11 protein-coding genes are annotated in these 15543 nt (G+C 29.1%); 1 reads left to right on the top strand and 10 read right to left on the bottom strand.

Annotated elements, in window-relative coordinates; all coding sequences use genetic code 11:
- Nucleotides 1–112 precede the first annotated feature (112 nt).
- From AAT22_RS03900 to AAT22_RS03855, 10 genes are all read right to left on the bottom strand, one after another.
- The gene (locus tag AAT22_RS03900) at nucleotides 113–979 is read right to left on the bottom strand and encodes a DegV family protein (RefSeq protein ID WP_047000325.1); all 867 of its coding nucleotides are present in this window, start codon (nucleotides 977–979) and stop codon (nucleotides 113–115) included.
- Nucleotides 980–1085: 106 nt separating this feature from the next.
- Entirely contained in the window at nucleotides 1086–2414 is a 1329-nt protein-coding gene (locus tag AAT22_RS19405; RefSeq protein WP_242849783.1) for a hypothetical protein, read from the bottom strand.
- 167 nt (nucleotides 2415–2581) lie between these two features.
- Nucleotides 2582–4108, bottom strand: a complete 1527-nt coding sequence (gene gpmI / locus AAT22_RS03890) for a 2,3-bisphosphoglycerate-independent phosphoglycerate mutase (protein WP_047000324.1) — start codon at nucleotides 4106–4108, stop codon at nucleotides 2582–2584.
- 275 nt (nucleotides 4109–4383) lie between these two features.
- Complete coding sequence (locus AAT22_RS03885) at nucleotides 4384–5865, bottom strand: glycoside hydrolase family 43 protein (RefSeq protein ID WP_242849782.1); 1482 nt, start codon at nucleotides 5863–5865, stop codon at nucleotides 4384–4386.
- Nucleotides 5866–5950: 85 nt separating this feature from the next.
- The gene (locus AAT22_RS03880; RefSeq protein WP_047000323.1) at nucleotides 5951–8275 is read right to left on the bottom strand and encodes a family 43 glycosylhydrolase; all 2325 of its coding nucleotides are present in this window, start codon (nucleotides 8273–8275) and stop codon (nucleotides 5951–5953) included.
- Between the two features lie 208 nt (nucleotides 8276–8483).
- Nucleotides 8484–8906 (bottom strand): hypothetical protein, encoded by a 423-nt coding sequence (locus AAT22_RS03875; RefSeq protein WP_047000322.1) that lies wholly within the window; start codon nucleotides 8904–8906, stop codon nucleotides 8484–8486.
- Between the two features lie 161 nt (nucleotides 8907–9067).
- Complete coding sequence (locus AAT22_RS03870; RefSeq protein ID WP_047000321.1) at nucleotides 9068–10846, bottom strand: glycoside hydrolase family 2; 1779 nt, start codon at nucleotides 10844–10846, stop codon at nucleotides 9068–9070.
- A gap of 18 nt (nucleotides 10847–10864) precedes the next feature.
- Entirely contained in the window at nucleotides 10865–11719 is an 855-nt protein-coding gene (locus AAT22_RS03865; protein ID WP_047000320.1) for a carbohydrate ABC transporter permease, read from the bottom strand.
- Between the two features lies 1 nt (nucleotide 11720).
- Nucleotides 11721–12692 (bottom strand): sugar ABC transporter permease, encoded by a 972-nt coding sequence (locus tag AAT22_RS03860; protein WP_047000319.1) that lies wholly within the window; start codon nucleotides 12690–12692, stop codon nucleotides 11721–11723.
- Between the two features lie 203 nt (nucleotides 12693–12895).
- Nucleotides 12896–14149, bottom strand: a complete 1254-nt coding sequence (locus AAT22_RS03855) for an extracellular solute-binding protein (RefSeq protein ID WP_047000318.1) — start codon at nucleotides 14147–14149, stop codon at nucleotides 12896–12898.
- Between the two features lie 338 nt (nucleotides 14150–14487).
- Here AAT22_RS03855 and AAT22_RS03850 point away from each other — a divergent pair, with 338 nt between their 5' ends.
- Complete coding sequence (locus AAT22_RS03850) at nucleotides 14488–15420, top strand: ArsR family transcriptional regulator (protein WP_047000317.1); 933 nt, start codon at nucleotides 14488–14490, stop codon at nucleotides 15418–15420.
- The last annotated feature ends 123 nt before the right edge of the window (nucleotides 15421–15543 follow it).

Below are 15543 nucleotides of genomic sequence, written 5' to 3'. Positions count from 1 at the left end.
ACTTGACAGGGTCAAGTTTACGTAGGAGTTTTTTTAATTAAAATATTCTTTAATAATGATAACAAATTGCATAATAATCTTTTAATTTTGTTATATTTATGATGTCATAATTCTATCTTTCAGTTCCTATAAATACTACGCCTAAAGTCCCCGGTCCACCATGAGTTCCTATTACTGATCCTATAGATGTAATTATTATATCCTTAACCGTAACTTCTTCAAGTATCATTTTCTTTATATCTTCTGCCTCATCCTTACAATCTGCATTACATATAAAGATTACTTGTTCTTCTGGATTTATTGCTTTGTCTTTTAGTTGTTTAACTAAGTATTTTAAAGCTTTTTTTCTTCCCTTTATTTTATCCCCTGGGATTGCTTTTCCTTCATCATCTATTTTAAGGGTTGGCTTTATTCCAAGTAAGCTTCCTACAGTAGCAACGGCTCCTGAAATACGTCCTCCTCTTTTTAAATGATTTAAATCATCTACTGTTATAGCATGTATAACATGTCTTTTAGTATTTTCTATAAATTTTACTACTTCATCTATATCTATATTGTTATTTAACATTTCATTAGCCTTATATACTAATAATCCTTCACCTACTGATGCACTTAACGAATCTATAATATATATTTTTGCATCTGGATATTCTTCTAATATCATTTCTCTTGCTGTATTAGAACTATTATATGTTCCACTTAATGCTGAAGACAATCCTATATATAAGATTGTTTCCCCTTGCTTCACATATTTTTTAAATATCTCTAAAAAAGTACCAACATTCACTTGTGTTGTGGATGGCATTGCTCCTTCTTTTATCATTTTATAAAAATCTTCATGTTTTAAACTTTGTCCTAAATCATCTGGTATAAACTTTCCATTTATATTAACCATTAATGGTGCTACTTCTATTTGGTTATTTTCTATATAATCTATTGGTAAATCACATGCTGAATCTGTTATAAGCCTAACCTTCATAATATTCAACTCCTATAAATACTTTCATTTTAGTAATTGATATTATACATTCAAAATTTTTAATTGTCAAATCTTTTGACTGTCAAAGTATTTTTTGTTTGCCAAATCATTCATCACTTAACTTAATAGTAAAGTTTGTATAGTGTTGTCTTAAGTTATCACTAAACATTATATTTTCCTTTTCTATTTCAGTATACGGAATTCTAAATGGATGATTATAATTAATATAATTTACTATATTTGCACCTGATATAGTTCCTTTTTGGACACCTATTTTATAGAAAATATACCCTCTTTGTTTTTTGGAGTTATATGGATAATTTATAGCCCCTGTAATCTTATTATCTTGCCTTTCATCTCCAAATACATTAATACTTTTAATCATTCCTTCATTTAATCTAGGTATTTCAGCAAAGTAATTAATTCCATCTTTTTCATATAATATTTTACCATTTACCAATTCTAAAGGCCATGTATTACTTATTGCAAAACCATTTTGCCAGTAAGATCCTTCTTCCCCCCAATTAAAATATTCAATTGTATATATTTCATTATCAATAAGTTCAAAAAAGATAGTTGTTACCTTCAATTTACTTCTATCTTTATTTAAAATAGATTTAAAATTTAAATTTTCACTAAAAACTTCAGCATTTACTAAATTTTTAAGCTTAATAATGTCTTTATCTTCTATGTCTTTAACTATTTCTATAGGAATTCCTTTGTCTATTAACATATTTCTAGTTCCAAATTCCTTTACCTCAATAACTTCAGAAGAATCTAGTTTAATGTGATTAGAAATAATACAGCAAACTCCAACTATAAAAATACAAATAGTTGAATATATAAAAAGAAACTTTTTATTACTAATTCTTTTGTTCTTTTCTAATAATTTATAATTAATGGTTTCAAGATCATAACTTAACTTATAAAGTAATCTAAAAATATAAAAATAGTAAATGATTATTGGAATAACTATAATCCAAATTTCCCCTAAGTTTGTTATAGCACAAATAAAAACTATGATTTTAAAAATAATTATTTTTAAAATAGGATCTCTTTTTTGTATTACATTTGAATTATTAAATACTTTTTTTATTCCTTTTCTAAATATAATAAGAAATATTATTTGAAAACTTATTGAAATAAATGCAATTATAATATTATTTTCAAAGATAATATTTAAAGGTGTACTTATATATATTAAATTCAACATATGCAATACTATATTTATTATAGAAAATATCCAAGCTCTATTAAGTTCTTTATTTTCTATTCTTAAATCCCTGAAACCACTGTATAAAAGTACTACTGATATTGTAGGCAAAATATAATTTAATCCTAATAAATTAAAAGTCATACAATTAAGCATAAAACCAAGTGTTATTTCTTTTATAGGCCTATGCCAATAATTTCTTTCAATAATTTTATATTCCATATGTCCTTCTCCTTAATATATTTTAAATAGATACAATACAATTATATAATAAAAAAGTTTATATATGGAATTTTTTTGTGCAGAGCTTAACCCATTTTATCCACGGCATAGTTAGTGGTTTTTAATACAATAAAAAAACGCAACCTTCAGGCTGCGTTCTTTGTTAATTACTTATTTATTATTAAAGTTTTACCGCTCATTTCTTCTGGTATATCAAGTCCCATTACAGTTAGCATTGTTGGTGCTATGTCTGCAAGTTTTCCTTCTTGTAAAGTTCTACCTTCTGTATTATTAGCTACCCATATAAATGGAACTGGATCTGTAGTATGTGCTGTGAATGGATTTCCTGTTGAGAAATCTATCATTGTCTCTGCATTACCGTGGTCAGCAGTTATAAATAAAGTTCCTTCTTTTTCTAGTATTTTATCTGAAATTTTTCCTAAGCATTCATCTACAACTTCTATAGCTTTTACAGCAGCTTCCATTACTCCTGTATGTCCAACCATATCTGGGTTAGCAAAATTAAGTATAATCATATCATACTTATCTTCATTAATTCTATTAATTAATTCTTCTGTTACTTCATAAGCACTCATTTCTGGTTTTAAATCATAAGTTGCAACTTTTGGTGATGCTATAAGAGCTCTATCTTCACCTGGATTTTCTTTTTCAACTCCACCATTAAAGAAGAATGTAACATGGGCATATTTTTCTGTTTCAGCAATTCTTAATTGATTTAATCCCTTGCTTGATACATATTCTCCTAAAGTATTATTTATGCTTTCTGGTCTATATGCAACATTAACGCCCTCTAAAGTCTTATCGTATTGAGTCATTGTTACAAATGTTAAGTTTAAAGTTTCTCTCTTAAATCCTGCAAACTCTTTATCGTTTATAGCTCTAGTTATTTCTCTAGCTCTATCTGGTCTAAAGTTAAAGAATATTACTGAGTCTCCATTTTTAATCATTCCATTTGAATCTACAACAGCTGGTAATACAAACTCATCTGTTTTATTATCATGATATGATTTTTCCATTGCTTCTACTGCTGAAGTTGCAATTTCACCTCTACCAAGTACCATTGCATTATATGCAAGTTCTACTCTTTCCCATCTGTTATCTCTATCCATTGCATAATATCTTCCTGAAACAGTAGCAATTTTACCTACTCCAATTTCATTCATGTAATTTTCAAGTTCTACTACGAAATCTTTTCCTGATGATGGTGGAACGTCTCTTCCATCCATGAAGCAATGTACATATACTTTTTCTAATCCAGCGTCTTTAGCTAGTCTTAATAATCCTTTTACGTGATCTATATGTGAGTGAACACCACCATCTGATAATAGGCCCATTAAGTGAAGTGCTGAATTTTTTTCTTTTGCATTATTAACTGCAAGAGTTAATGCATCATTTTTGAAAAATCCACCTTCACTAATTTCTTTTGTTATTCTTGTTAATTCTTGATATATAATTCTTCCTGCGCCTATATTTAAATGACCAACTTCTGAGTTACCCATTTGTCCATCTGGTAATCCAACATATAATCCACTTGCTTGTAATTGAGTGTGTGGATATTTTCCAATTAATCTATCAAAGTTTGGTTTTTTAGCTGCTTCTACAGCATTTCCATCTGACTTTGGAGCTATTCCAAATCCATCTAATATCATTAACATTACAGGTTTCTTCGCCATAATTCCCTCCAAATTTTTATCAAAATCTATATTTGACAATATTTTAGTATTATCTTTCTTAATTTATATCTATATTATACTATAATTAGTGACTTTAAACAATAAAAGCACTTATGAGGTAAACCTTTGCAACAAATTATTTTAATCCTAAAAAAGAATATTTTAGAATTTTGGGTTTTTTTTCTTTGAAAGTACTAAAATATGACTTCATATATCTGTACAATATATTATTGAAATATTAGAGGTACAATAGCAAACTCATATTTTTTAATTTACTATTTCTTCCCCATTATAAGAATTTCAGAAATAGCAAATTCTTTTTTATTACTAAACTCTACAACTATTTCTTTGGTATTAACTTCATCAAAAGAAATTATAGTAGCTTCTCCTGGTAATTTTGCCAAACTAGAATCAATCCCTTTAAATATTTTATCTTTTGAAACTTTTATTTTCTTTATATCTGGTCTTTTACTTTCTTCGATATTACCATATATAAGTATATCTGTAGCTTTTATTTCTTCTCTAAATTTTATAGTTAGTTTATTTTTCCCATTACTTCTCCACTCATAATCATTAAAGTTATTATGAAAAACTATTTCTCCATCATATAATAGTTTTTCGTTTTTTTCTGATTTACCTTGTACTTCAATAGCTTCTATTAAATAATTAAGATTATCACTACTACCAGTTCCTGATGGTAAAGGTTGAGGTGTTACACTAGGACCATTTATATACATTGTCCCATCTTCTCTAAATCCAAGTTTATCTATGTTTATTGACCTTCTACTTCCCCCCTCTTCTGGATTCATATGTGTATGATACACTGAATATATTTCCTTGCCATCTTTTGATCTTATAACAGAATTATGCCCTGAACCTGAAACATGAGTCCAGTCTATTTCACTTGTTAAAATTGGGTTATTTTCATATTTGCCAAATGGCCCTAAAGGATTATCAGAAATGGCATAACCTATAGAATACAATTTATCCCAATATGGATAAGCTGAATACATTAAATAATATTTACTATTTTCCTTTAAAATTGTTGGACCTTCATTCCATGCCCATTCTCCAGGTATACTTTCCCATTCTTGTTCTGGGGTAGTTAGTAATACTGGTTCTCCTTTGAAAGTCACCATATCATCACTTAACTCTACCCCATATATTTGACTAATATTTTTACCACTTATAGAATTTGTAGAACAATCTTTAACATAATAAAGATACATTTTATCATCTTCCATAAGTATATTTGCATCAATAACAGCAAAGTCTTCACCTATTATAGGACTATTTGTTATGTCTTCAAAAGGTCCATATGGATTATCACTGGCAGCAACACCTAACCCAAGATTTTTTGTTTCTCTATCTCTTGCAGTATAATACATGTAATACTTTCCACTTTTGTAATATACCTCTGGAGCCCAGTAATCTCTATTGGACCAACTTCCCTTTTTAGCCATATAGGCAACGCCAACTTCTTTCCAAGTAATTAAATCATCTGACTCCCAAACTAAATATCCAGATGCTTGAATTTTATCACTTGTTCCATATGCATAATACTTTCCTTCCTTAGTCCTTAATACAAAGGGATCTGCTATTAAATCTATATTTTGTGGATTAGTATAGAACTTACTTTGGTCATAGTTATCTGAAGTAACTTGAATAAAACTCTCTCCTTTGTTCTCACAACTAATTAAAGTTCCCATTATTCCTCCAAGTATAAATCCTACTAATATTTTTTTATATTTCTTCATTTTTACCCCCACAACAATTATTCCTATCTGTTAAGTTATGTCAATATTACTTCTCTAAATCTTGATATCTGCAAGAAGTATTACATTATTTAATTTCTAAATTTTTAATATAAATCTTTGAACCATCTGCTCTAAAGCCAATTTTTCCGTGAGTATATAAATCCAAATCAACATAAGATAATACTTCCTTATCATTAATCTTAATGACTATTGTATTTTCTTTAATTTCTATTTTAAAGTTAATGAACTCTTTTGGACTTATTTTAACTTCTGTGCTTATCAATTCTTCTCTTCCATAATTTAATTTGTGCAATATAAGTTTTTCTTCTTGGATTTGTAGATAATATCCAAACATTGAATCAGTCACTTGCTCTTTATATAAAGACTCATTTGTAGCATTAAAATAAATTCCAACATCTTTTACTACATTTCCTAGAGCAAAATCAACCGATAATGACTGTATCTTAAATTCATCCTTTCCATAAAATACTCTGTTTATTTCATCTCCCAAACTTTCAGTTGCATCATTCAAACTTGTCCATCCCGCTATCAAATTCCATTCTGTATCGCTTGGTACTTTATATAAGTTATTTTTATACTTTACCTTTGTATTTACTTTATAAATGTCTAGGCTTTCAATATTTAACAAACCTTCTTTTAACTTTAATTCTATTTGATGATAACCTTTCTTTAACTTCATTTCTCCTAAATATCCTTTGAACCACTCATTTACATTTTCATTTTTCTCTATAGTACATGTTAAATATTTTTTACCGTCAACTAATATATCTACTTTTCCCTTTATATCAGCACTTTTTACTATTGCATCTATTCCATAGCTATAGTCCTCTTTTACATTTATGTTATACAATACCGACTTACCTTTTTCATCTAATGTAATTGCTGAAATACTATCTTCATATTCTATTACAGGTATTTCATAAGCACTTTTATTGTAATGTATTGCATCTATTCTACCTGGAATAGCCTTAATAGTCTTACTATCACTTGTTCCAAATGATTCATTACTAAATGCTAAGAATGAATAATCTGCTGGATACTTTGCGTATTTATATCCAACTGAACCTGCTTTAAATCCATTATCTGCAGCTAATACCTTTATATTATCTAAAAGTACTTCCATCTTATTTGGATTATTTTTTATTCTTATAGTATGCATCTTACTAAAATCAAATTTATATGGTAAAGTATTCTCACTAATCAATGATTCATTCCCATTTTCTATTAATTTCATAGATACTTTATTATCCTCGATATCTATATTAGTTTCTCCATAATTTTTACTATCTTTATATGAAGTAACTATACAGACATTACTATCTTTTACATCTGAAAAAGAAAATTCAGCAGTAAATACTTCACTTGTCTCATCATTTGAAACAATAAACTTTTCTTCCCCTTCTTCTATATTTTTCATTTTATTATCTGTGTCATTATTTACCCATGTGTAAAACTGCGGCATATTAGGGCTTGGTTGATTAAAATTCGTAGGTCCCAAGACAGACATTTTTTCTCCATTAAAAACTAATCTATCTATATTCAACTTTCTTAGTGGAAACCCATTTTCTCCAACTAAATTATGATATGCTATATAATAAGAATCTAAATCCGGCCCTAAAACACTGGAACTATGTCCTAATGCATAAAACTCTTCTGAAGTATTAATTAATATAGGATTATTAACCCCTTCTTTATATCCCGTAATAGGAGATTCCAATGATGTTGAGTAATTCACTCTATATCCAGTGCTTTTAACATGATTTCCTGTATAAGTCATATAGTATATGTCATCCTTTTTTATAACACTCGGCCCCTCTGTCCACCAATTCATAAATGTATTATCAACGACCTTTGTTTCTTCTACTTCAGTTGGAGATTTCATAGGCGCAGCCATTATACCTTTAGGTGATGCATAATAAAAATACCACTTTGCATTATCATCTATGAAGACACTACCATCTATACTCATACCAATATTATCTGATATTAATTTAAATGGCCCTGTAGGTGAATCACTTTGTAGTACATAATGCCCTTTACCAGCTGGCGATGTATACATATAAAAATATCCATCCCAATATATTATTTCTGGTGCATATGCTCCTAGTGTTTTCTTTTCCTCTGTAACTAATCCCTCATACTTCCAATCTACTAAATTATCTGAACTCCAACATTTTACCCCTACCTTATAATCATGAGTTGATACATATAAATAATATCTCCCATCATACCTGAAGATATATGGATCTCCTATTCCATAGTCATCTTCCCATTCATCCTCTAAAGTAAAACTATTTAAATATTCATTTTCCACATTAACATTATTCTCATTACCTACATATTTTGATGTACATCCTGCCATTAACACTGTTGTAAGCAACAACCCCATAATTAACCTCCTCATAATCTCCTCCATTTAATGTATTTCTTTTTTATCTATATTTTCAATAATAATTCCTAACATTAATACTATTAGCACTTTGATATCTATTTTATAAATACAAAAAGCCAGATATGTTTTAAATACATTTTTCAATATATTTTTATACACTCTAGCTATAACCCTAAGTATATAGGATTTTATAAGATCTAATTTTTTAATTTACTAATCCATTATTAATTTTTAAAATAGCTTTATTTTTAGATAGCATAATTACTCCTGACACCATAAATAAAATAGCAGAAATTATATCCATAAAGAAATAAGAAATTACTGAACAAATAATAAGCCAAATTCCTTTTCCTTTTTCAATCATATTATTTTTAGTTTTTTTATAAATATATAAATTTACTAATCCCATAGCTATAAATAGAAATCCTACAGTAGTTGTAACTATATAAACATTGTCTAATAGTAATTGAATAGATGTAACATCTACTTTCGAAATATCTTCTATCCCCACTCCTTTAGTTTTTATATACGTTGCATAAATAAATATAGTAGCTAGTCCAGATAGTATTTGCCATACTGAACCTATAAGAATCATATTTCTTTCAAGCTTTCTATTTAACACTTTCATAATTATGCCTCCAATTTATAATATATAGTTGAGGCTGTCGCAGAAGATACTTAATATAAAATTTCAAAATTACTTTGAATCCATTTTACCTTAATTCCGTATTCTAAATTTTATATTTTCAATTATGCGACAGCTCCACTTATTTTAAATAAGGATTAACTTTATTTAATATCTGGTATCCATCTTCCTTCATTTATTGCCTTTATAATACTTAAGTCTACTTTTGGTTCTCTTGCATAGGTTAGTAAACCATTTATTTCTTGCTCTACATCAGTTACTTGAGTATAACAAAATCCTTGAATTAATTTCGATTTTAGCATTGGCGATACTACATTATAATATCTTAAGATGAAATCTTCATCAGATGTTGCTGCGGAATATCCCCAGCCTTCCCATTCACTTTTTTGATATGAAATTCCACCCATTTCTGAAATAATTATAGGTTGTCCTTCATACCCCCACTCTTTAGCAAACATACCTCTTCCTGAGTGTTTTGTCTTTAAAATATTATCTATGCAAGAATATCTCTCTGTTAAAATTTCATTTCTATACTCATAATCATGAATTGTAAGAAGATCTGTTTTTGTGTGTTCCCATCCATCATTAGAGACAACTACTCTTGTTTGATCAAATGATTTTGTTAACCAATACATAGCAGCTGAATGAGCTTGTTGATCCTTATTATTCATTATTGAATCTACACCCCAAGACTCATTTAGAGGAGTCCATGTAACTATTGAAGGATGATTATAATCTCTTTCTATCATTTCAATCCATTCATTATTTAGCATTTTAACATATCTTCTTGAATAAACATATGCGTTAGCCATTTCCCCCCAAACTAGCATACCTAATTTATCTGCCCAATATAAGAATCTTGGATCTTCTATCTTTTGATGCTTTCTCACACCATTAAATCCCATCTCTTTACACAATTTAATATCTTTAATAAAATGTTCGTCTGTTGGTGCGGTAAGTAATGATTCTTCCCAATATCCTTGATCTAATAATAATTTTTGGTAATACGGTCTGTTATTTAACATAAAGACCCCATCTACTACCTCTACTTTTCTTAATCCAAAATATGATTTAACTGTATCAATGATAGCATTTTTCTTATAAACATTAAACTTAATATCAAACAGTATTGGATTTTCCGGACTCCACGCTAAGGATTCATGATGATTCCAATCCAATGTTAATTCTTGATTTAATCCAAAAGCTCTCTTTTCTCTGCTACTCATTAAAGTTATTCTATCATTGACTATTACTGTATTCTTAACTGATATTTCTACTCCTAATGAGGTTTCAGTAATATTTCCTTCAAATTCATACTCAACTAAAACTGTCTTTTTATCCAAATCAGGAGTAAGCCATACTTTCTTTAAATATGTTTCACTTACTGGCTCTATCCAAACTGATTGCCAAATTCCTGTTGTTCTTGTATAGAATATTCCATGAGATTCTTTTCTCCAAAATTGTTTTCCTCTTGGCAATTCTAGATCAGTTGCATAATCTTCAACTCTTAAAACAATTAGATTATCTTTTTCCTTTATAACATTTGTTATATCTACCGAAAAAGGTACATGTCCCCCTTTATGGGTAAATAAATGTTCACCATTTACCCATAAATCTGCCTTATAATCAACAGCCCCAAAGTGCAGTATGTTCCTTTTATTTTTCATGACTTCATCTAAGTCAAAAGTTTTTGAATACCATACTATATCATGAAATTCCTTTATATTTATTCCTGAAAGCTCAGTTTGATAAGCATAAGGAACTAATATCTTCTTACCTAGCTTTGGATTTTTGTACCATCCATCCTTTATTCCTATATTATTGTCATCAAAATCAAATTCCCACTCCCCATTTAAATTAATCCAATTTTCTCTTACGAATTGTGGACGTGGATATTCATTTCTTGGTATATTAACTGTCATATCTATTCCTCCTAAATTTTAGCCCTTAACTCCTGATTGTAAAGACAATCCTTCCATAAAATACTTTTGTGCTACTAAATATAATATTAAAGTAGGTAAAATTGCTAATACTGTTACAGCCATTAAGTGGGCTACTTTTATGCTGTAGCCTGCTTGTAATGTTCTCAATCCTGCTGTCAATGTCAACCTTTCTGTGTCATTCATAATAATTGTTGGCCATAAGAAATCATTCCAAGAACCTGTAAATGAGAATAATCCAATTATTATTAATATTGGTTTACATAATGGTACTATAATCTTAGTATAAATTGTCCAGGTACTTGCACCATCAACTCTTGCTGATTCATCATACTCTTTTGGAATTCCCATCATAAATTGTCTAATTAAGAATATATTAACTACTCCTCCGAGTCCGGGAAATATTAATGCCCATGATGTATTTACCCAATTTAAAGTATCCATTATTTTATATAAAGGAATTAAATTCACAACTGACGGAAACATCATCGTCATTAATAAAAATCCAAAAATTGAATTTTTCCCTTTAAACTCCAATCTTGAATATGCATAAGCTGCCATTGAACTAATTATTACTGCCAAAATGGTATGTGTCACAGAAACAAAAAGTGAATTACCAAACCACTTAATTATTGGTGTAACTGTTGTATCTGACAATACATCAATATAATTATCAACTACCCATTTTGCGGGTAAGATACTAAATCCAGTTGTTTGTACTTCTACCTCTGACTTAAATGATGTCAAGACAGACCAAATCAATGGTGTAATCCATACTATAGCAAGCACTAAAACTAATAAAAAGCATGCTATTTTTTTATAATTGAACTTTTTCTTTTTTAGTTTATGCCCCATATTATTTTCCTCCTTCACTTAAGTTATAGGTAACATCAGTAATTTTCCTTTTGGCTTTATTTAATTTCCTATTCATTTTTCTTTGCTTTTTAGCTAAAACCTCATCTCCATCTCTTGATAGAACTGCTTGTAAAATGCAAATGAATAAAATACATATACCAAGCATTGCAGCCATCGCTGATGCAATACCTGCTAATGAAGTTCCTTGTCCAAATCCTAATTCTCTTATGTACATTAATAAAACTCTGTTAGCTCCATTTGGTCCACCATTATTAAACATAAGAGGTTGTCCATATATATTAAATTGTGCAATAGTTGTCATAACTAACGTATATAAAATTTGATTTTTTATTGATGGTAGAGTAATTTTGAAAAACTGTTTTATAGCTCCAGCTCCATCTATAGACGCTGCCTCATAATAATCACTAGGAACACTTGCAATGGCTGCTTGATATATTACCATATTGCTACCAATGCACCACCAAACAGTTATTATAATTAATGCTATCCAATACCAAGGGAACGTACTGCCCCAATTTACATCTGATTTAGTAATATTATTAACTAGTCCAAAAGTCTTATTAAACATAAAATTCCATGCTAACATTACTGCTGAAATAGAAAGTAATCCTGGAACGTAAAATACAGATTGAAAAAATTTATAGCCTTTAGGCTTAGTATTTAAAAGAACAGCGAATAACAATGGAATTGCTATACAGAAAGGAATTGTTAAAATTGAAAAAGTAAAAGTATTTTTTAATCCATTCCAAAACTGATCATAAAAAACAGATTCATTATTCACTAATATTTCATAATAGTTCTTAAAACCTACCCATTGCGGTGCTGAGTATATATCCCATTTAGTAAATGAAACATATATTCCAACTACAGCCGGAATTAAAAAGAATAGAACAAAAAGAATTAAATGTGGTGCTATAAATGAATATGGTGCTAAATCTCTCTTTTTACTCATATTTACCTCCTTGTAATATTTTGCAAAGCAATTTATATAGTTCACAGTGTGCAATTCACAGTTCACAGTTTATGATGAAGCTACTTCGTAGTTTCCGAATTTTAAGTTATATCAACTATTTGAGCGTTGATATAATTATTTCCATAACTGTGAACTATGCCTTGTGAACTGCAAACTAGAAATTTGGCTTTGCAATTTATTTTCTATTGTGCCATCTGAATCTTTTCGCTAGCTTCCTTTTGCATTGCTGCAGCTGCATCCTCTGGTGTCATTCTTCCAAAGCAGGCTTCAAACACAACCTTATCTAAAGCTTCCACAACATTTCCGTAGTATTTATAGTCATATATCTTTAATTTATTTGAATCTTCTAATACAAAAGCTTGAGGCATAGCTTTGAATTCTTCATTTTCTCTAATTGCATAGTTAGCTGGAACTTGTCCTGCTTTAGCCCATTCTAAACTATTCTCACCAATCCAATTGATAAACTCCATAACTCCCTTTGCTTTTTCATCCGTCATCTTATCATTCTTAAGCATTACAAATTGATGTGAAGAACTCCAATCCTTTGGATTATTTTGATCCATTGTTACCATATGTGTCATTCCCCAGTTTATATCTATGCCTTTAAGTGAATTTTGCATCCATATTCCTTCAGGCCAAAATACTAATTGACCTGCTCTAAATAATTGACCTGGATCATCTCCGTCTTGACTAGCTATTTTATCATTTACTAAACCATTTAACTCTGCAAATATTTTTTTAGCTTCTGGAGAGTCAAGGTTAACTGCTTTTCCATCCTTTGATACATCTCCATTTAATTGAGCTAAGTAAGATAAATATTGAACTCTCATCCAAGTTAATCCTAAAGCCGCTATATTGTCAGTAGATGATTTTTTACCAACTTCTTTTACTTCATCAAATGTTATAATTCCATCATCCAATACATTAGGCCCATATTTAGCTAAAAGATCTTTATTGTAATAAGTTACAAATGAGTGTACATCTAGAGGGATACTATATTGTTCATTATTTATATTTCCCATTTGCCATGCATTTTCCACATAGTTTGATTCTTTTATTACTCCACTTGTATCAATATATTTACCTAATGGTTGAAGTAGATTTTGTTCTGCAAACAAAGCAAGTCTTTCAGCATGAACTATAGTCACATCTGGTACATCCTTACCTGATCCAACTACTGTTGGTATTTTGGTATATAAGTCATCACCTTCAATAGGCATATGTTTTACTTTATATTCAGGATTTGTTTTATTATACTCGTCTATCATCCTAGTCATATTTTCCCCATCAGCTCCAGTAAAAACTGACCAAAATACTATTTCTTTCTTTCCACCAGAATTACTATCTGATGAATTTTCTTTTGAATTACCACAAGATATTAGACCTACTGATAATATTCCAGCTAAAATAACACTTAAAACTTTTTTCCTTTTCATAAAATCCTCTCCCTTTTAAAACAAAATTTTTGTTTAATTTCAAATTTATTATATCATTTAACTTATACGTTTTCAATCATTATTTAGAAGTTTTTTCTATTATTTTTGTTTCAATTGCTGATTTTATATGTTTTTTAGCTGTTTTTAAGACTTTAAAACACTTTTTCTGTTTTTAATATTAATTATATTCACCTATTTATTGATTTGTTTCAAATTAATTGTTTTTATTTGTTTGTTTAATTTCACCTATCATGTTATAATTTATATAGATATAATCTTTTATCTTCAACAATTTTACTATTTATATAAATATTTATAATTAAGAAAGGAAACTAAAAATGAAAAGCTTATCTGTAAATTTTAACGACATCGATAAAATGGCATCTTATGCTAAAGCTCTATCATCGGAAGATAGAATAAAAATTTTAAAAATAACTGCCAATAGTAACCCTACAGTCAACGAACTTTCAGAATCACTTTCTATCCCTCTTTCTACAACTGCAATGCATGTAAAGGTTCTAGAGGAATGTGGTTTAATATTAACAAGGTTAGAACCAGCCGTAAGAGGAACTAAAAAGGTCTGTTTCAGAAACGTAGATGATATTTTTATAGATCTTAATCTTCAACAAGAAGAAAACAAACACCGATGCCACTATATAAACATGCCGATAGGTTCTTATGTAAATTGTGAAATAAGTGGAACTTGTGGTATGGCTAACGAAAATTCACACATCGGAATTTTAGATAATCCCCAAACCTTCTATTATCCTGATCATTATACAGCACAAATAATCTGGTTTGAAAAGGGATTCTTAGAATATCGTTTTCCATTAGATATATTATCTTTCGGAGATTTAACTAGCTTTGATTTATCTTTCGAATGTTGTTCTGAGGCTCCATCTTATAATTCATATTGGCCATCTGATATAACTGTATGGATGAATAATGTAGAGTTACACACTTGGACATCTCCAGGAGATTTTGGAGGAAGATCAGGAAAACTAAACCCAGGATGGTGGCCTCACAGCTCTACACAATACGGTCTTTTAAGATCTTACAAAATAGATAGTTCTGGAACATATTGTGATGAAACTTTAGTTTCATCTGTTACTTTAAAAGATTTAGAAGTTACCAAAAGCCCTTACTTAACAGTAAGAATAGGAATAAAAGAAGATGCCGAAAATTCAAGAGGAATCAATATCTTTGGAGAAAAATTCGGAGATCATCCTCAATCCATATTACTAGGAATTGAATATAATTCTAAAATATAATCTTAAATACAAATAATTAACGTAATCTAAATGTTTCACCAAAATATAGTGTAAAAAAAGATGGGGCTGTCGCACTAATAATTAGTGCACAGTCCCTTTTTGTGCAAAAAAATAAATCCTAGA

The organism is Clostridium sp. C8, from assembly GCF_001010885.1.
GTDB lineage: Bacteria > Bacillota > Clostridia > Clostridiales > Clostridiaceae > Clostridium > Clostridium sartagoforme.
Note: the sequence above shows the minus strand (reverse complement) of the source record. Positions and strands in the feature narration are given on the sequence as shown.

Bases quoted from the DNA above. Each gene is read 5' to 3' on its own strand.
- AAT22_RS03900 (WP_047000325.1), bottom strand. From the start codon at position 979: ATGAAGGTTAGGCTTATAACAGATTCAGCATGTGATTTACCAATAGAT.
- AAT22_RS19405 (WP_242849783.1), bottom strand. From the start codon at position 2,414: ATGGAATATAAAATTATTGAAAGAAATTATTGGCATAGGCCTATAAAA.
- gpmI (WP_047000324.1), bottom strand. From the start codon at position 4,108: ATGGCGAAGAAACCTGTAATGTTAATGATATTAGATGGATTTGGAATA.
- AAT22_RS03885 (WP_242849782.1), bottom strand. From the start codon at position 5,865: ATGAAGAAATATAAAAAAATATTAGTAGGATTTATACTTGGAGGAATA.
- AAT22_RS03880 (WP_047000323.1), bottom strand. From the start codon at position 8,275: ATGGGGTTGTTGCTTACAACAGTGTTAATGGCAGGATGTACATCAAAA.
- AAT22_RS03875 (WP_047000322.1), bottom strand. From the start codon at position 8,906: ATGAAAGTGTTAAATAGAAAGCTTGAAAGAAATATGATTCTTATAGGT.
- AAT22_RS03870 (WP_047000321.1), bottom strand. From the start codon at position 10,846: ATGACAGTTAATATACCAAGAAATGAATATCCACGTCCACAATTCGTA.
- AAT22_RS03865 (WP_047000320.1), bottom strand. From the start codon at position 11,719: ATGGGGCATAAACTAAAAAAGAAAAAGTTCAATTATAAAAAAATAGCA.
- AAT22_RS03860 (WP_047000319.1), bottom strand. From the start codon at position 12,692: ATGAGTAAAAAGAGAGATTTAGCACCATATTCATTTATAGCACCACAT.
- AAT22_RS03855 (WP_047000318.1), bottom strand. From the start codon at position 14,149: ATGAAAAGGAAAAAAGTTTTAAGTGTTATTTTAGCTGGAATATTATCA.
- AAT22_RS03850 (WP_047000317.1), top strand. From the start codon at position 14,488: ATGAAAAGCTTATCTGTAAATTTTAACGACATCGATAAAATGGCATCT.